The 17,080-nt window shown below is 62.8% G+C and carries 17 protein-coding genes; 10 read left to right on the top strand and 7 right to left on the bottom strand.

Annotation, left to right across the window (positions count from 1 at the left end):
• The first annotated feature begins 38 nt into the window (after positions 1–38).
• On the top strand, positions 39–683 hold the full coding sequence (locus tag D8W71_RS20995) for a TetR/AcrR family transcriptional regulator (RefSeq protein ID WP_161965478.1): 645 nt from the start codon (positions 39–41) through the stop codon (positions 681–683).
• On the opposite strand, the gene D8W71_RS20990 is transcribed toward D8W71_RS20995, so the two are convergent.
• Positions 671–1,411: an SDR family NAD(P)-dependent oxidoreductase gene (locus tag D8W71_RS20990; protein WP_121116236.1), complete on the bottom strand. Its 741-nt coding sequence runs from the start codon at positions 1,409–1,411 to the stop codon at positions 671–673. The two genes, D8W71_RS20995 and D8W71_RS20990, sit on opposite strands and share 13 nt — an antisense overlap.
• A 177-nt stretch (positions 1,412–1,588) precedes the next feature.
• Between D8W71_RS20990 and D8W71_RS20985 the strand changes: the two genes are divergently transcribed.
• Both D8W71_RS20985 and D8W71_RS20980 read left to right on the top strand, forming a co-directional pair.
• Positions 1,589–3,088, top strand: a complete 1,500-nt coding sequence (locus tag D8W71_RS20985; protein WP_121119687.1) for an MFS transporter — start codon at positions 1,589–1,591, stop codon at positions 3,086–3,088.
• Positions 3,089–3,092: 4 nt separating this feature from the next.
• Positions 3,093–3,737, top strand: coding sequence for a TetR/AcrR family transcriptional regulator (locus D8W71_RS20980; protein WP_236077536.1), 645 nt, complete (start codon positions 3,093–3,095; stop codon positions 3,735–3,737).
• 16 nt (positions 3,738–3,753) lie between these two features.
• Here D8W71_RS20980 and D8W71_RS20975 read toward each other — a convergent pair whose 3' ends face one another.
• Genes D8W71_RS20975 through D8W71_RS20955 form a run of 5 tightly spaced genes read right to left on the bottom strand, consistent with a single transcriptional unit; the run spans position 3,754 to position 7,840 of the window.
• The gene (locus D8W71_RS20975) at positions 3,754–4,962 is read right to left on the bottom strand and encodes an NAD(P)/FAD-dependent oxidoreductase (protein WP_121116234.1); all 1,209 of its coding nucleotides are present in this window, start codon (positions 4,960–4,962) and stop codon (positions 3,754–3,756) included.
• Entirely contained in the window at positions 4,959–5,480 is a 522-nt protein-coding gene (locus D8W71_RS20970) for a DoxX family protein (protein ID WP_121116232.1), read from the bottom strand. The genes D8W71_RS20975 and D8W71_RS20970 overlap by 4 nt, the downstream gene beginning before the upstream one ends.
• A 32-nt stretch (positions 5,481–5,512) precedes the next feature.
• The gene (locus tag D8W71_RS20965; RefSeq protein WP_121116230.1) at positions 5,513–6,280 is read right to left on the bottom strand and encodes an SDR family NAD(P)-dependent oxidoreductase; all 768 of its coding nucleotides are present in this window, start codon (positions 6,278–6,280) and stop codon (positions 5,513–5,515) included.
• On the bottom strand, positions 6,281–6,634 hold the full coding sequence (locus D8W71_RS20960; protein WP_121116228.1) for a hypothetical protein: 354 nt from the start codon (positions 6,632–6,634) through the stop codon (positions 6,281–6,283).
• Positions 6,635–6,670: 36 nt separating this feature from the next.
• The gene (locus D8W71_RS20955) at positions 6,671–7,840 is read right to left on the bottom strand and encodes a thiolase family protein (RefSeq protein WP_121116226.1); all 1,170 of its coding nucleotides are present in this window, start codon (positions 7,838–7,840) and stop codon (positions 6,671–6,673) included.
• A gap of 191 nt (positions 7,841–8,031) precedes the next feature.
• Between D8W71_RS20955 and D8W71_RS20950 the strand changes: the two genes are divergently transcribed.
• Together D8W71_RS20950 and D8W71_RS20945 are read left to right on the top strand one after the other, a co-directional pair.
• Entirely contained in the window at positions 8,032–9,090 is a 1,059-nt protein-coding gene (locus tag D8W71_RS20950) for an acyl-CoA dehydrogenase (protein WP_121116224.1), read from the top strand.
• A 25-nt stretch (positions 9,091–9,115) separates the two neighbouring features.
• Positions 9,116–10,288 carry an acyl-CoA dehydrogenase family protein gene (locus D8W71_RS20945; protein WP_121116222.1) on the top strand — a complete coding sequence of 391 codons (1,173 nt, stop codon included), beginning with the start codon at positions 9,116–9,118 and terminating at the stop codon, positions 10,286–10,288.
• Positions 10,289–10,303: 15 nt separating this feature from the next.
• On the opposite strand, the gene D8W71_RS20940 is transcribed toward D8W71_RS20945, so the two are convergent.
• On the bottom strand, positions 10,304–11,059 hold the full coding sequence (locus D8W71_RS20940) for an SDR family NAD(P)-dependent oxidoreductase (protein WP_121116220.1): 756 nt from the start codon (positions 11,057–11,059) through the stop codon (positions 10,304–10,306).
• Positions 11,060–11,174: 115 nt separating this feature from the next.
• On the opposite strand from D8W71_RS20940, the gene D8W71_RS20935 reads away from it, so the two are divergent.
• Genes D8W71_RS20935 through D8W71_RS20915 form a run of 5 tightly spaced genes read left to right on the top strand, consistent with a single transcriptional unit; the run spans position 11,175 to position 17,001 of the window.
• Positions 11,175–12,062: an alpha/beta hydrolase gene (locus D8W71_RS20935; RefSeq protein ID WP_121116217.1), complete on the top strand. Its 888-nt coding sequence runs from the start codon at positions 11,175–11,177 to the stop codon at positions 12,060–12,062.
• Positions 12,055–12,360, top strand: a complete 306-nt coding sequence (locus D8W71_RS20930) for a hypothetical protein (protein ID WP_121116215.1) — start codon at positions 12,055–12,057, stop codon at positions 12,358–12,360. Before D8W71_RS20935 ends, D8W71_RS20930 begins: the two co-directional genes overlap by 8 nt.
• 44 nt (positions 12,361–12,404) lie before the next feature.
• Complete coding sequence (locus tag D8W71_RS20925; RefSeq protein WP_236077535.1) at positions 12,405–13,874, top strand: class I adenylate-forming enzyme family protein; 1,470 nt, start codon at positions 12,405–12,407, stop codon at positions 13,872–13,874.
• 26 nt (positions 13,875–13,900) lie between these two features.
• Positions 13,901–15,568 (top strand): thiolase C-terminal domain-containing protein, encoded by a 1,668-nt coding sequence (locus D8W71_RS20920; protein ID WP_121116213.1) that lies wholly within the window; start codon positions 13,901–13,903, stop codon positions 15,566–15,568.
• The gene (locus D8W71_RS20915; protein WP_121116211.1) at positions 15,565–17,001 is read left to right on the top strand and encodes a carboxyl transferase domain-containing protein; all 1,437 of its coding nucleotides are present in this window, start codon (positions 15,565–15,567) and stop codon (positions 16,999–17,001) included. The genes D8W71_RS20920 and D8W71_RS20915 overlap by 4 nt, the downstream gene beginning before the upstream one ends.
• The last annotated feature ends 79 nt before the right edge of the window (positions 17,002–17,080 follow it).

Raw genomic sequence — 17,080 nt, 5'->3', positions numbered from 1 at the left:
CTTGTCGGCGCCGTCTGGGACCCAGATACGCTCGGGTGGTGGCTGAACGGGGACCATATCGCAATGGCGAAGCGCGGCGCGAGGAAATCCTTGCGGTGGCGCTGACGGTCGTTGCGCGGGTCGGCTACAGCGGCGCCACTGTGCGTGAGTTGGCCGACGCGGTCGGTATGAGTCGATCCGGTCTGCTACACCACTTCGGGACGAAAGATGATCTGTTCGCGGAGATACTCAGGCGCAGTGATGCTTTCGACGTCGATCGATTCGCTACGCGGGCGCGCGGGAGCGGCGATAGTCCAGCGAGTCTTGCGGCATCTTTCTTGCGGGTGATTCGTCATCACCGAGATGTGCCCGGCCTCATCCCGCTGTACATTCGGAATGCCGCCGTCGCGGCCGAGCCTGATCATCCCGATCACGACTTTCATCGCGGACGCCAGGCCTACGCACATACCATCACTGCCGCTGCATTCGACAGAATGCAGCGGCAGGGATCGATGGTCTCGGACATTGCGCCCGACGTGCTTGCCACCTTGCTTCTGGCATTGCAGGACGGTCTCAAGCTTCAATGGCTCTTCGACCCCGCGATAGACATGCCGGATGCGGTGACAGGTTTCTTCCGGTTACTCGAAATGGCGTCACGGGGTGGTCCCGCGCGCGTGGCTCCGAGACCGAATCAGACCAGGTAGCGTCCACCGTTCACGCTGATGGTCTGACCGGTCACGTAGCCGGCATCGTTCGACGCGAGGTACGCCACGGCTGCGGCGATGTCCTCCGGGCGCCCAGCCCGCTTCATCGGCGTCGTCAAGGCGTGCTGATCGACGTCGACAGGTGAGTCGCGCAGCATCGGTGTGTCCACGAATCCCGGAGGGACGTGGTTGACGGTGATGCCCTCGGCGGCGAACTCCATTGCCAACGACTTGGTAAACCCGATCACGCCACCTTTGGAGGCGGCGTAGTGGGTCATCCAGGGTGCGCCGGTCTGAGCCGAGGACGACGAGATGTTGATAACCCGCCCCCAGCCACCGTCGAGCATGTCCGGGAGGAATTGTTGGCTGCAGAGGAACGGGCCCTTGAGATTGATTCCCTGCACCCGGTCCCACAGTTCTTCGGTGATGCTCAAAAATGAATCGAACGCGCTGATCCCGGCGTTGTTCACCAAAATTGAGACGGCACCGAAGTTTTCACGGATGCGTGCACCGGCGGCAGCGATAGCGGCCGCGTCTGCGGCATTCGCGCCGACAGCCATCGCTTGTCCGCCGTTGTCTACGATCGACGTCGCAACGTTTTCGGCGCCGGCTTCGTCGAGGTCCCACACGATTACTGTCGCGCCGTCCTCCGCCAATCGAAGGGCGATGGCTTTGCCGATGCCTCGTGCGCCGCCGGTAACCACGGCAACTTTGCCCTGCAGTGACATGTGCTGTCCTCCTGTATCGATGTATTCGTCTGCGACGCTACGAGAGTCGGTCCCTGCAACACCGAACGATGTCCGGTGTTCGGGGAACGTGCACTTGATGAATGTGTCGCGCGATGTTTCAATTAAGTCAGTCGATTGATTTATTCGATGTCGCGACCCGAAGTCATGGAGCGTTTGATGACCGATTCGAGCAGTGGAACCCCTACAGCGACGGTCGATACCGCAGAGGTGCCGACCACCGGCGTCGTAGTGGCAGTCTTGGCGTTCGCCGGGATCGTTGTCGCTGTCATGCACACGCTCGTCGTACCACTCATTCCGCAGTTCCCGACGCTGCTGAACGCGCCGGCAGCGGATACCGCCTGGGTCATAACTTCGACGTTGCTGGCTGCTGCCGTTGCCGTGCCCACGATGGGGCGGCTCGGCGACATGTTCGGCAAGCGGCGCATGATGCTGGTCAGCTTGGCGTTGTTGATCGCAGGTTCTGTTGTGGGTGCTCTGAGCACCAGCGTGGTGCCGTTGATCGTCGGACGTGCCTTGCAAGGACTCGCGGCGGGCGTCATACCCCTGGGAATCAGCGTGATGCGCGATGTGATCCCCGCCCGCAAACTGCCGGGTTCCATCGCCGTCATGAGCGCCTCTCTGGGTGTGGGTGGCGCGCTGGGCCTTCCCGCTTCGGCAATCATTGCGGAATACACGGATTGGCACTATCTGTTCTGGGTGGCGGCGACCCTCGGTCTGCTCGCTGCCGTGCTCGTCGTCACGTGCGTACCCGAATCCGACGTACGTACCGGCGGCTCCTTCGATTTCGGGGGGGCCTTCTTGTTGTCCATTGGTCTGGCCGCCCTGCTGCTGGGTATCTCGAGGGGTGGTGGTTGGGGGTGGGCGAGTATTTCGACGTTGGCAGCATTCGGCATCGCCGCTGCCGCCTTCGTGACATTCGGCTGGTGGGAGCTGCGCGTCGCACGGCCATTGGTGGATCTACGTATCAGTGTGCGCAAGCAGGTGCTGTTCACCAATCTCGCTTCGATCGCTTTCGGATTTGCCATGTTCGCCATGACGCTGGTGGTCCCGCAAGTTCTGCAACTTCCCAGGGACACCGGGTTCGGGCTCGGTCAGTCGATGCTCGTAGCGGGTCTGGTCATGGCACCATCGGGATTGGTGATGATGGCGGTAGCGCCGCTGTCGTCTGGGATCACACGAGCGGTGGGCCCCAAGGTCACGCTGCTGTGCGGTGCTGTGGTCATCACTGCGGGATACCTGATCGGTGTCTTCATGATGAACGCCGTATGGCAGATGATCTTGATGACGAGCATCATCGGAGCGGGCACAGGTATGGCATACGGCGCGATGCCGGCATTGATCATGGCAGCGGTTCCGACGTCGGAAACGGGAGCGGCCATCAGTTTGAACACACTGATGCGATCTCTCGGTACATCGTTCGCAAGTGCTCTTGCGGGTGTCATTCTGGCTCAGATGACTGTCACCGCAGGTGGACTGACACTTCCCTCGGACAGTGCATTCAGACTCGTCATGGCGGTCGCAGCAGGCGCCGGAGTCCTCGCCCTCGTACTGACGTTATTTCTGCCTCGGTACGAAGCGCCCGGTCGAGACGTCCGCGAACCGATGCCGGCGTCGACTCGCCGTGGACAGGTCGACGCCCAACCGACCGTAGGCTGACCTCGTGAGCGATATCAAGATGCGTTCAACGCGCGCCTCGGACACTCGTGAGGCGATCATGACCGAAGCCGAGCGGTTGTTTGCCGAGCTCGGCGTCTTCGCAGTATCCAACCGGCAGGTCAGCGAGGCCGCGGGGCAGGGGAACAACGCGGCGGTCGGATACCACTTCGGAACCAAAGCAGACTTGATACACGCCATCGTGAAGAAACATATGGCCAGGGTGGACGCCATTCGCATTCGGCATCTCGATGAGCGGGGTGCTTCGAAAGACCTACGTGATTGGCTGACCTGTTTGGTGCGTCCCTCCACGGATCACCTCGCGGAATTGGGCAATCCGACGTGGTATGCGCGCTTCAGTGCTCAGATCCTCACCGACCCGAATTTGCGCATCATCATGCAGGACGAGTCACTCGCCTCGCCGGCGTTGCAGCGAACCTTGGCAGGAATGCGTCGATGTATACCGGATCTCCCGAGCGACGTGCGTGCTTCGCGCGGAGAAATGGCTCGTACGCTCATGATTCACGTGATCGCGGACCAGGAGCGCCTCATGGCAGACCAACGCACCGAGAAGGCACCGACTTGGGACGAGGTCGGTACCAACCTGATCGACGCGCTGTTCGGGCTGTGGCACGCGCCGGTCTCGCGCTGACCGGCGGGTCGCGAATTCAGACGCCGGCGGCGACTTCGACCGTGTCGGAACGGGTCGAACCGTTCTCGATGTGCTGCCGATACTTCATCGCATGGCGAGGTGCGCCGAACGCGGTAACGGCAATCAGACGGTTGTCGGCGAAGTGCCCGAGAACAGTGCCCTTGACCGGCCCACCGGAGAGGCCGTCGCCATGCAACTGTTCGACGGTGTCCGTGCCTGCGGTATGTCCGAAAGCCTGAATCTTCAGACCGAACTGGTCGGACCAGAAATAGGGCACCGGCTGCGCATCCGGAGTGACACCGAGAATCGACGCGGCCACCGACCTCGCTTGCGAGATGGTGGAGTTCCAATGCTCGCATCTGACATGCCGATCCGCGACTGGATCGAGCCACGCTGCAGCATCGCCCAGTGCCCACACATTGTCTGCCCCGTAGGCACGGCCAGTGGAGTCACATCGGATGCCGTTGTCGACGATCAACGGTGTCTTCACCAGCCATTCGACGTCGGCGGTGCCGCCGATGCCGACGACTCCGATATCGGCTCGGTGCTGCGATCCGTCTTCGAGCGTAAGCGCCACGCCTGAGTCCGCGTCGACGAACTCCCGCAAGGCAACACCGCATTGCAGGTCTACGCCGTTCTCACGGATGAGCCGCGCGGACAGTTGCCCGACCTCGGTTCCGAGTGTCCGAGCGAAAGGAACAGCCATTGCTTCGATCATCGTGACCGAGACACCGTGACCGACTGCAGCACTGGCGATCTCGGTTCCGATGAATCCCGCACCGACAATGAGGGCGGAGCTTGCCTCGGTGAGTCGTGACCGCAGCGTTATGGCGTCGTCGAGTGTCCGTAGCGTGGTCATCGCCTCAGGCTGACCCGGAAGACGCCGAGCCTTCGAGCCGGTGGCGATGACGAAGATATCGGCGGTGATCGACGCACCGTCGGATAGGCGTACTGCGTCACCGTCCAGTTGGATCACCGGTCGGCCGAGGTAGGTATCGACCGCCAGCCCGGCCAGCGCTTCGTCGTTTACGAGCCGGGTCTTCTCGGGTTCCCACTGACCGGACAACACCTGCTTCGACAACGGTGGCCTGTCATAGGGGAGATGGGTCTCCGAACCGACCAATGACAGCCGGCCGGTGAACCCCTGTTGCCGAAGTGCCTCGATGGTTCGAATGCCACCGAGGCCGGCGCCGATCACCAGGATGTGGCCCGGAGCAGTCGTCATGGCCGGGCTTCCGTTTCTGGGTCACGGTAGAACGCCGCCAATTGCGCTGCAGCTGCCCCGAGGCCCAGTGCCGTGGTGAGGGCAGTTGCGCGGCCACCATGCAGTGCTCGGTCCCAGCCCAAGCGGCGGTCGGCGCTCCACCGTCCGGGGCCGAGACCGGAGAGAGCGATTGCAGCGACCGACAGGTTCATGACGTACTCCCATCCCTCGGACGTGATGAAGAATCCGTTGGGCGCGTGAACGGATCGCGCAGCGACAGCCATGGTGCCGACGACTGCTGCGGCCGCGAACGGGGTAGCAGCACCCGCGACGAGCGCAACCCCTGCACCCACCTCGACGACAGCGCTGGCGCGGGCCTGCAGTTCCGGCTGTCGGAAGCCGATGGAACCGAACCACCCGGCAGTGCCCTTCAGGCTGCGACCGTGTTTGAGGCCGTGGGCAACCATGGTTGCGCCCACGGTGCCTCGGATCAGCAGCCGGACCGCTTCGAGGCCCGGACTGTCGGGGAGCTTGGTCATCGTCGACCTTTCGCGTAGATCACGTGTTGAACTCAAACGTTGAAGCGCAACGCGCCGTCGATCCGGATGACGGTGCCGTTGAGGTAGTCGTTTTCGATGATGTCTTGAGCCAGACGGGCGTATTCGTCTACATGGCCCATACGTTTCGGGTTCGGAACCGTCGGCCCCCACTTGGCCTGCGCGTCTTCCTCGGTCATTCTGAAAGCGGGTGTGAAGAACGTTCCCGGCGCGATGCTCATCACCCTGACCCCGACCGGTGCCAGGTCACGGGCAGCCGTGAGAGTCAGGCTGATCACGCCGCCCTTTGCAGCGGAGTAATCCGTCTGGCCCACTTGCCCCTCGAAGCCCGCAATGCTCGCGGTGGTCACGATCACCCCGCGCTGGCCGGATTCTCCGGGCTCGTTCTTGGCCATCGCTGCCGCAGCCTGACTCATCACGTTGAACGTGCCAGTCAGGAATATGTCGACCGTGCGTCGGAACGTCTCCAGTGCATAGGTCTCCCCGGCACGATTGAGCATCCGTCGTCCCGCGGCGGGCCCGCCGTGCACGACGACGCAGGACCGTAGTGGCGCAAACTCCACCGCGGCGTCGACCGCAGCCTTGACTGAATCTTCGCTCGTGACATCGGTCGAGACGAATCGGACGCCGTCACCGAGTTCGGCTTCGAGGGTTTTCCCCTTGTCCTCGGCGAGATCGGCGATGACGACGTGTGCGCCGGCTGCGACGAGGCGCCGCACGGTTGCCTCGCCGAATCCTCCGGCGCCGCCGAACACGAGCGCTGACGACTGCTTCAGTTGCATCTACTTCTCCTGTTGATCAGTACTGCTCGTGTGTTGGACGTACCACTCGAGCTTCGGTGGATCGATTGTTCGGTCCATGGTTTCCGTAGCGTCGAGCCGTCCGTTCTTCGCCGCGTCCATGAGTACTTCGTTGGCGCGCTCCACGTCCGATTCGTCGAGTTCGTACACCGTGAGAAAGCGGGTGGGTGATGTCGAACCAGACGGGTCCGCAAGGCGATAGCGAGTGACGGTGCCGATCGAGGGCACCGCCTGTTTCGTCTGGGGTATGTGCAATTCGTCGTACCAGCGGTTGAATTCGTCGATCGACTCCTCGGACGCAGGAGTCGACCAAGCGAGAAGCAGTGCTTTGGCCATGTCAGTCCTTCCTCGAGATTCGAATGTGATTTCTGCTCAATGCACTTCGACGATCACGGCGCCGCCTTGGCCGCCGCCCGCGCACATCGCCGCCACGCCGATGCCGCCCCCACGTCGGCGAAGCTCGTGGGTAAGGGTGGTGAGCATTCGGGCACCGCTTGCTGCGATCGGGTGGCCGAGGCTGCATCCGCTACCGTGCACGTTGACGAGGTCCTCGTCGATGCCGAATTGACGGCAAGCCGCGACGGGTACCGATGCGAACGCTTCGTTTATCTCCCACAGGTGAATGTCGGAGATTTTCAGATCTGCGCGTCGAAGGACTCGATCGATTGCCTGCAGGCCCCCGTCGCCCGTGTACTTGGGGTCGACGCCGACCGATGCCCACGCTCGAACGGTCGCCATGGCCGATATGCCGAGTGCGGCGGCCTTGTCGGCGCTGGTCACCATGAGGGCTGCCGCTGCGTCGTTGGCTCCGCTGGCATTCGCAGCGGTGATCGAAAACCCTTCGATCTCGGGGTGCACGGGTTTCACCGACGCAGCCTTTTCTATCGACGTGGTTCGCCTCGGATGTTCGTCGACTGCGAACTGGGTGACCGACCCATCCGGCGAAGTAACGTCGATCGGCGCGATCTCGTCGTCGAAACTACCGGCATCGATCGCTGCAATGGCCCGGTGATGTGACCGCACAGCCCAGGCGTCCATGTCCTCGCGGGTCAAGCCGTACTTCTGAGCGATGTTCCAGCCGACCGACAACGTCGTGTCGTCACGCGCGTCGCCCCTGTACGGGAAGGTGGGCGCGTGGCGAATTTCGGTGTCCTCGGTGCCGAAGACGGGCCACAGCGATTTCGGGGCGGTGGAGGACGATTGCACTCCGCCTGCCACCACGATGTCGTCCATGCCGGCCCGAATGGTGGCTGCAGCCAGCGCCACAGCAGAGAGGCCGCCGGCGCAGTGTCGGTTCAGCGCGAGGCCGGGGACGTCTTGCATGCCTGCCGCCACGGCCGCGTACCGAGCTAGATCCCCGCCGCCGTAGTAGGACTCGGCCAACATGACATCGTCGACGCTGTCAGGATCGATTCCCGACCGTCGAACGGATTGCGTCAGGACGTGAGTGGCCAGGTCTTCGGCAGTGGTGAAGCGCAGTGCTCCCTTTTTCGCGGTGCCGACGGGGGTCCTGACTGCGTCGACGATGACTGCTTCGTTCATTTTTCCTCTTTTCGACCACTGCGGCGTGGTACCTGCGAAAGCTGACTCGAATATTTGAACCGTAGTTCACAGTCTTGCCGGGATCAATGGCGTCGGTTTCGGCGAATAGCCTGAAACCCATGTCGATCAGGCTCTTCATCTGATTGAATCGGTATTCATAAGTTTGAAGATACTGAGGATGGTGACTTTCGGTGGCGGAATCGCAGCAATTGAGTGTGCGGCGCAACGACTACTCGCTCGATGAGCAGCAGGAGGCGGTGCGAGAAACGTTCGAGGACTTCTTCACGGCACTGTGTCCCAGCTCGGTCGTACGTGCTGCAGAACCGCTGGGCTTCGACCCGAGCTTGTGGAAGAAGGCGCTCGCGACCGGTGTCGTCACCATGGCAGTGGCAGAAGAGCGCGGCGGTGACGGCGCGACGTTGATCGACCTGGCGCTCGTGGCCGAGCAGTACGGGCGCACCCTGGCACCGATACCGCTGATCGAGGCGATCACCGCTGCCCGGATGCTGGCATCCGTCGGAGGGAACGCTGCAGACGAGCTTCTCGCCGAGGTTCTTGCCGGCAAGACCACCGGAACAGTTGCGCTGCACCGCGCCGACAAACTTCTCGACCAGGCGGTACCAGCCGGCGCGGTCGCAGACTTGGTGCTCGCACTCAGTGGCGACGATTTGATTGCTGTCCGAGGTGTAGGCGTGCCGGAAATCTTGCCGAACTTGGCAGGCGCACCACTCGCACGACTGACCGCATTCGGCGGCGAGCGCATCGTCCTCGCAAGCGGTGACGAGGCGCTGAAGACCTATGCCGAAGCCCTGCGCACGTGGAAGTTGTTGACCGGTTCGGCGCTGGCCGGTTCCGCGTCGGCATCGGTGGCAATGGGCGTCGACTTCGCCAGCAGTCGACAAGCATTCGGTCAGTTCATCGGCACGTTCCAGGCCATCTCGCATTCCCTCGTCGACGCCGCGACGCTGATGGAGGCTTCGAGAAACCTGGTCCGAAAAGCAGCGTGGTACGAAGAACACGAGCCGCAGTCCGATCCCGCACTCGTTTCGATGGCATTCCTCGCGGCCTCGAGGGCGGCTGTGAAGTCGGCGACCGTCGGAATCCACGTGCAGGGCGGATTCGGGTTCACGAACGAGTCGGACATGACATTGCACTTCCGTCGCGCCAAGGGGTGGGCACTTCTCGGTCAGCGACCATCCGCGGACCTGGAGATCATTGCCGAGTCGCTGCCCTGGGCCCCTCACATCTGACGCAACATCCCGAAAGGACGACCTGATGGATTTCAGTGCCTTCGAGCTCGACGACGAATTACGCAACTTCTGGATCGAGGTCAACGATTTCTTCGACCAGCACGCCACAGACGAGGTCTACGAAGAAGAACACCGGACCGGATCCGGCTACAACAACGATTTGCACGAGGCGATGGGAAAACGCGGTTGGCTGACGCCTGCCTGGTCGCTCGACGAAGGTGGCGCCGAGCTCGACGCGCTGCGTCAGCGCCTTCTCAAGCTCGAGATGGACCGACGTGATCCACCCCACGTAACGCTGTCAACGACGAGTATGACTGTCGCAGTCGTTCGCGCGAACGGCAGCGAGAAGCTGAAGGAAAAAGTTCTGCCCGGCGTGGCATCGGGTCAGATCAGGATTTGTCTCGGCTATACCGAGCCCGACGGCGGATCCGACCTTGCGGGTGTACGAACCAAGGCGACTCGGGTGGACGGTGGCTGGGTCATCAACGGCGCCAAAATGTTCACGACCGGCGCTCACAATTGCCAATACAGCATGTTGGTCACCCGAACCAACCCCGACGTGCCCAAGCATCGCGGCATCACTATCTTCCTCGTGCCGCTCGATGGGCCCGGCGTGGAGATTCAGCCGATCGCGACCCTGGGCGGCGAGCGCACCAATGCTGTCTTCTACGACAACGTCTTCATCGACGACGATCATCGTTTGGGGCCGGTGGACCAGGGCTGGGCGGTGATGAGTGCACCGCTCGATTCGGAACACGGCGTCAAGGCTGCCGATGGGTTGGCCGAAATCAACGGCGGCGCACCGTACGAAGCAGCACTGCGGAAGCTGCTGTTTCACGCGGTGCGGTGGGCGAAGACGCCCGACGTCGAGGGCATCGTCCATTTCGACAAGCCCGAGGTGCGTGTCCAGTTGGCGGAAATTGCACTGGATGTCGAGACGATTCGTAACGCTCCCGGGCCGATGGGGAGGGTCATCTCCTCCGAAAAGCTGATCGAGCGATCGGCAGACATCTTGGACCTCGTCGGTCCCGACGCGCTGCTGCCGCGCGGCGCCCAAGGGGCTGTCGAAGATGGGATCCTGGAGTGGGGTAACAGGTTCGCACAAGGTACCGCGATTTACGGGGGCACGACGGATGTTGCCCGCAACATCGTGGCACAGCACATGTTGAAGCTGCCGCGCCCGCCGAAAATCGGATGATCGGGGTGATCTCGGTCAGCTGGTGGCGTATCCGCCGTTGACCGGGATCGTCTGTCCGGTGATCCAGCTACCGGTATCGGACGCCAGCCACAGGACGGTCGCGGCGACGTCGCCGGGAGTGCCGAGTCGGCGGGTCGGGTAGCGCCGACGGTGCGTCGCCAGCCGCTCGTCGTCGGTAGCTGTTCCCGGAGGTTGAATCGTCCCCAGAGACACTGTGTTGCAGGTTATTCCGTCCGGACCGACTTCCTTCGCGAGGGACCTGGTGAAGCCTGCTCCCGCGGCCTTCGATGCTGCATACACCGCCATGCGAGCCTCGCCCGTACGCCCGGAATCGGACGAAATGGTGACGATTCGACCCCATCCGCGTTGTCTCATTCCGGCGAGAACTGCATGGCTGCACTGCAGTACGCCGTAAACATTGATGCGCAGCACAGCCTCCCAGTCCGCCGGTGTGCTTTCTTCGAACCGAAGCATCCTCATGCCGTCCGCGGGCAGCCCTGCATTGTTGACGAGAATGTCGATGGGTCCCAGTTCAGCTGCCACCTGGGCCACCATCGCGCGTACTGCACCCGCATCGGTGACATCGGCGACGACGGCGGCCGCTCGCCCGCCGGCGGCCTCTATTCGCGATACAGAATCCTCTGCTCGACCCCGGTCGATGTCGTTGATAGCCACGTGGGCGCCCTGCTGAGCAAGCACCAGGGCGATTTCGGCACCGACGCCTCGGCCTGCCCCGGTGACCAACGCGGTCCTGCCATCCAATCGAAACATTCGTTTCCCGCTTTCTGTGGTTCACGCCACTTCTCGGTGTTAGAGTACAAAAAAATGAACGTCCGCTCACGATACTGAGCGGAGCGTTCCCGAGTGCGTTTCGACAGGGGATGTGATGATCGGACCGCCGCAGCCCTTCGAGGTGAAGATCGAGGGGGCGACTATGTCCGGACTGATCTCGGTTGCCGAGGAACCTCGAGCTGTGATCGTGGCTTTGCATGGCGGAGCGACTACTCCGGAATACTACGACGCACCGGGCCACCCGCGGCACTCATTGCTCCGTCTGGGCGCTGCCCTGGGGCTGACCGTGGTCGCGCCGGATCGCCCCGGGTACGGTGCGTCGCGCGGGATGATGGGTGACGATGTCAGCCCCGCGCGCCAGGTGGACATGACTTTTGCCGGCCTGCACGAAGTGTTGAAGCACCGAGAAAAGGGCGCAGGGTTGTTCCTGCTCGGGCATTCCCAGGGCTGTGTTCTGGCGATGCGAATGGCAGCGGATCCCCGGGGTTCCGCCATTCTGGGTCTCGAGATCGCCGGCACGGGCGTAGAGCTCAACGCTCGCGCCCACTCGGCTCGTCGAGCAGCACGGCAAGGGGGTGAACGAAGTGGTTTGCGAAACCTGTTGTGGGAGCCCGCGTATCTCTACGAAGGACGATCCCGAGTGCTGAGTTCCGCACCCGCGTTCGAGGGAGTCGATGCGTCGACCTGGCCGACGGAGTTCGCCGTTCTGGCGCCCGAAATCTCTGTGCCGGTTCGAATAAGCCTCGGAGACCATGAGTTCTGGTGGCAAGAACCGCCCGCTGGTCTCAGCGCCATGGCGAACCTGTTCGTGCGATCCGAGCGCGTAGTGACGCACGAGCAATATCAATCGGGCCACAACACGAGTCTCGGTATTTCGGCGCTCGCTTACCACCTGACGACAATCGCGTTCGTCGAAGAATGCTTGCTGACGCACGACCGCATCAGCGGTGAACACACAGAGATGGAGATCTTCAATGCCTGATTACAAGACCGGTGAGCGCCTACGAAGCCAGGTGTCGACCGTGCAGTTCGTCGTTGTTCGCGCTGACGCCGGGATTGGCGACGTCATGTGTGACGGTCACGCCTTCGCGCGCGAAGGCGAAGACGTCACGGCCGGAGCGCCGTCGAGCGACGGCCCCCAGGTGCTCATCGGCAAACGCTACGAGGACGAGGCGGGGACGATCGAGTTGCTTTGCGTCACAGGCGGAAACGGAAACCTGACTTTGGCCGACAGTTCGTTGCAGGTCAAGGTCCCCAAGCCCTTGCCCGCTTCGGACTGATCTCCCACCGATCCGACCGAAAATCTGAAACTGGAGAACGTGACGTGAACGTTGCAATGCTACTCGAGATGGCCAGCGCTACCTGGCCGCACGATACGGCGGTGGTCGAATGCTCCGAGCGTGTTCGACGGATGAACTACGGTGACCTGGCTTCGTGGTCCGCAGGTGGCGCGACGGTCGCTGCCGAACAGAATGCCGATGCCATCCTGTTCGTCGGTGTGAACGGAATTGCCATGCCCGTTGCACTGTTTGCGGCGGCGCGCCTCGGTATCCCATTCGTGCCGTTAAACTACCGACTGGCCGACGACAAGCTCGCCGAGCTCATCGCCGAGTTCGACAGGCCGTTGATCATCGCAGATGAACCCGGGCGTATTCGGTCGACCGGAAAGACGCTGACACGACAGCAATGGCTCGACCAGGTAGCTACGGCCGAACCGCTCGAGGCTCGCGACGTAGACCCTGAGTCGACGGCAGTTCTGCTGTACACGAGTGGCACGACGTCGGCACCGAAGGCAGCGGTACTTCGTAACCGTCACCTCGCCTCGTACATTCTGGGCACGGTGGAGTTCGCATCGGCCGGACCCGACCAGGCGAACCTGGTCAGCGTCCCTCCTTATCACATCGCTGCAGTGGCGAATCTGCTGTCCAATGTGTACGCAGGGCGTCGCCTCGTCTACCTGGATCGATTCGACCCGGAGGCGTGGTTGGACATGGCCGATGCGGAGGGCGTCACTCACGCCATGCTCGTGCCCACCATGCTGTCGCGAATCTGCGACTACCTCGTCGAATACGATCAGAAGGCCCCGCCCGTCGTGTCGATGTCGTACGGGGGCGCGCGGATGCCGGTAAGTGTCCTCGAACAAGCGCTGGAAGCCTTCCCGAACACGGGCTTCGTCAACGCCTACGGACTGACCGAAACTGCGTCGACCATTGCGTTGCTCGGACCCGACGATCACCGGGCCGCGTTCGCAACCGACGATCCCGCTGTGCGGGCTCGCCTGGGCTCCGTCGGTCGTCCAGTACCGGGAGTGACCATCTGCGTGTTCGACGAGAACGACGTCGAATGTGCGCCGTACGTACGTGGGGAGCTGCGCGTGCGTGGCCCGCAGGTGTCGGGTGAATACCGGGGCAAAGGCAGTTTGCTGTCCTCGGACGGGTGGTTTCACACTCGCGACCTGGCGTACTTGGACGACGCGGGATACGTATTCGTCGAAGGACGAATGGACGACACCATCATCAGAGGCGGCGAGAACCTTGCACCTGCCGAGATCGAAGAGGTCATCGTCGCGAACCCCTCCGTAATGGATGCGGGTGTAGTCGGCGTCGAGGACGCGGAGTGGGGTCAACGCATCGTCGCCCATGTGGTGACGTATCCGGGAATGTCGCTGACGGAAAACGAGGTCAAAGACTGGGTTCGGGCACGGTTGCGATCGTCGAAGACTCCGGATGGAGTGGTGTTTCGAGACGAACTGCCGCGAACCGACACCGGAAAACTCATGCGTCGCCTGATGTGAGACTCGACCAGTCCCAAGGAGCAACAATGTCATCGGCAACTCGCCCACTTCCCGCTGTCACGCCCGAAACAGAATTCTTCTGGCGTTCGGGAGAGGACGGTCGACTTCGGCTGCAGGACTGCCGGTCCTGTTCGTCTTTGATCCATCCACCGAAGCCGATGTGTCCGTATTGCCGCAGTCGGGACCTGGGGGTACGGGTGTTGTCGGGTCGCGGGACTCTGTTCGGATTCACCGAGAATCACAGGTTCGCGCTTCCTGGGCTCACACCCCCGTATGTCGTCGGTGAGGTAGCTGTCGAGGAGGACCCCCGCGTACGTCTGACGACGTCGGTGGTCGAAAGCAAGGCTGCTGAACTCGTCCTCGGCATGCAGATGGAAGTCCGGTTCGAGCACCACGAGGATGTCTGGCTCCCTCTGTTCACGCCCGCCGCGGTGCAGCCCGAACCGAGTCCGTTGCCGGCCGACGAGATCGACCCGGCGGACTATCCCAAGTTGGTTCGACCGATGGTGTCGACGAAAAAGTTCGAGGACGCCGTCGCCATCAGCGGAATCGGTGCCTCCACCATGGGTCGTCGATTGATGGTCGATCCGTTGAGTCTGACAATCGAAGCGTGCGAACGTGCGGTTGCCGATGCCGGCCTGACCCTGGACGACATCGACGGCTTGTCCACGTATCCAGGTGGATCGGCTGACAGCGGCCACAGTGAAGGGGGTGTGACTGCACTGGAATCGGTTTTGCGAATACGCCCCACGTGGCACAACGGGGCGGGTGAGACTCCGGGACCGGGTGGGTCCGTGATTGCGGCAATGCTCGCCGTGGCGTCGGGCTTGGCTCGACACGTTCTGTGCTTCAGAACCGTATGGCAGTCGAGTCACGACGCGTTGATGCGCGAAGGCGGGATTGCGCGTTCTGGAAGCGGTCGCGCAAGTGGTTCCATGCTGTGGACGATGCCGTTCGGCGGCGTGTCAGCTGCCCATACCTTGGCGCAGACCGCTCAGCGACATTTTCACGAGTACGGTACGACCCGCGAAACACTGGGTTGGATCGCGCTGAATCAGCGCGCGAATGCCGCCCTCAACCCCACCGCCATCTACCGTGATCCGCTGACGATGGACGACTATCTGAACGCGCGCACCATCACCACACCGTTTGGTCTGAACGATTGCGATGTACCGTGCGATGCATCCGTTGCCGTCGTGGTTTCGGCCGTCGACGTAGCTCGCGACCTGGCGAAACCTCCCGTGTTGTTCGAAGCCGTCGGAACGCAGATAATCGAACGCCTCGAATGGGATCAGAGCACCTCCACCCACGAGCCCCAGGTTTTCGGTCCCTCGGCACACCTGTGGTCACGTACCGATTTGCGGCCCAGCGACGTGGACGTGGCCGAGCTGTACGACGGATTCACCTTCAACTGCGTCTCATGGATCGAAGCACTCGGTTTTTGCGGCATCGGCGAAGCCAAGGACTTCTTGGACGGCGGACACAACATCGCACGAGACGGGTTGCTGCCGTTGAACACCAACGGCGGCCAACTGTCACACGGTCGTACCCATGGAATGGGTCTGCTCTACGAGGCCGTCTCACAATTGCGGGGCGAGGCGGGGGAGCGGCAGGTGTCCGGTGCGCACGTCGCGGTCGTGAGCAGCGGGGGCTTGACCCCAAGCAGCGCAATGCTTCTCAGGTCATCTCCATGAGTACGGCGACACCTCCCGACGCATTCGTCGAGGAAGCGCCCGCGCAGTTGGTCTCGGAGTGGGACGCTGATCTCCGGGGAGGTAATCCGCTCGACTTTCCCGGGTACGAGGCCGAGCGAGCCGGCTCCTCCGGTGAAGCGGTTCGTACCGGCGCGGGCTTCGTCGGCGGAACGGCGTGCGCGATCATCGAGAGCGACTTCACCGTCTTCGGCGGCAGCATGGGGATGGTCGTCGGCGAACGGGTGGCCCGAGCCTTCAGGCGTGCCGCGGCGGAGCGTCTGCCGGTGGTGGCGTCCGTGCGGACGGGCGGAGCCCGGATGCAGGAGGGCATGCTGTCGTTGATCCAGATGCCCCGAGTCGTCGCTGCCATCGAGGAGCATGCCGCGTGCGGTCGGATTTCCCTGGGTTATCTCCGATCACCGACCACCGGTGGAGTCTTTGCCTCCTGGGTGTCGCTGCTCGATCTCCGGGTGGCCGAAAGTGATGCTGTCGTCGGCTTCGCGGGGCCTCGTGTCGTTGCGGAGATGACAGGATCGTGGCCGCCGGCGACCTCCCATACATCTGAATCTGCCTGTGCAGCAGGTCTGGTCGACGCTGTAGTCCCGTCCGGTGCAGCGCAGAACTGGGTGGCAGCCGCACTCGGTGGGGCACAGATGCCTCTGGAACTACCCCTCGGTCGCCCACCACTGGGGAATTACGTCCACGCCGTCGGCCGACCGGATACGCCCTCGATGGCTGATATACGAGCCAAAGCTCGCCCTTCGGGCCTCGAGTGGGCGGCCATGTTGTGCGAGAGCTGGACCGAGATCAAGGGCTCGGACCCGTCGATGCGGGCCGGGCTTGCAACGGTCGGTGGCGTTCGCTGTGTGGTCGTCGCAATGGACCGGCATGCGCACGGCGACGGCTGCGCGCGCCAGACGCCGGCGGGGTTCGCGCTTGCTCAACGCGCGATCGATCTTGCCTCGCGGCTTCAATTGCCGGTTCTGACCCTGGTGGACACCCCGGGTGCCGAACCGTCGGAAGAATCGGAAGCGGGAGGAATAGCGCGAGAGATCGCCAGGACTCTGCGCTCTCTGAACAGGTTGTCGACGGCGAGCGTGTCCGTGTGCGTCGGAGAGGGTGGCAGCGGTGGCGCGATCGCACTGGCCCACACGGATACGTTTCTGATGCTCGAACATTCTGTGTTCTCCGTGATCGGACCCGAGGCGGCCGCCGTCATCCTCTGGCGCGACCGCGCACGCGCTCTCGAAGCGACTCGCGCTCTACGGATCGACGCGCACTCGCTTCTCGAGCTGGGGGTATGCGACGGCGTGCTGCCGTCGGTCTCCGTCGGCGTCGCCAGAAAGGCCGTCGCTGCGGCACTGACCGAGTCGGTTCCGGCAAACCGGCATCGACGAGTCGACGCCGCCACGGCCAAATGGCTCGAGGGGTAGTCGTGCCTTGCTGCCGTTAAACCAGGCCTGAGAACTGTTCAGTCACCGGAACCGTGGTTCAATTGACGCATAGGGGTGC

It is taken from the genome of Rhodococcus sp. P1Y, from assembly GCF_003641205.1.
GTDB lineage: Bacteria > Actinomycetota > Actinomycetes > Mycobacteriales > Mycobacteriaceae > Rhodococcoides.
This window is presented reverse-complemented; position numbering and strand designations above follow the sequence as displayed.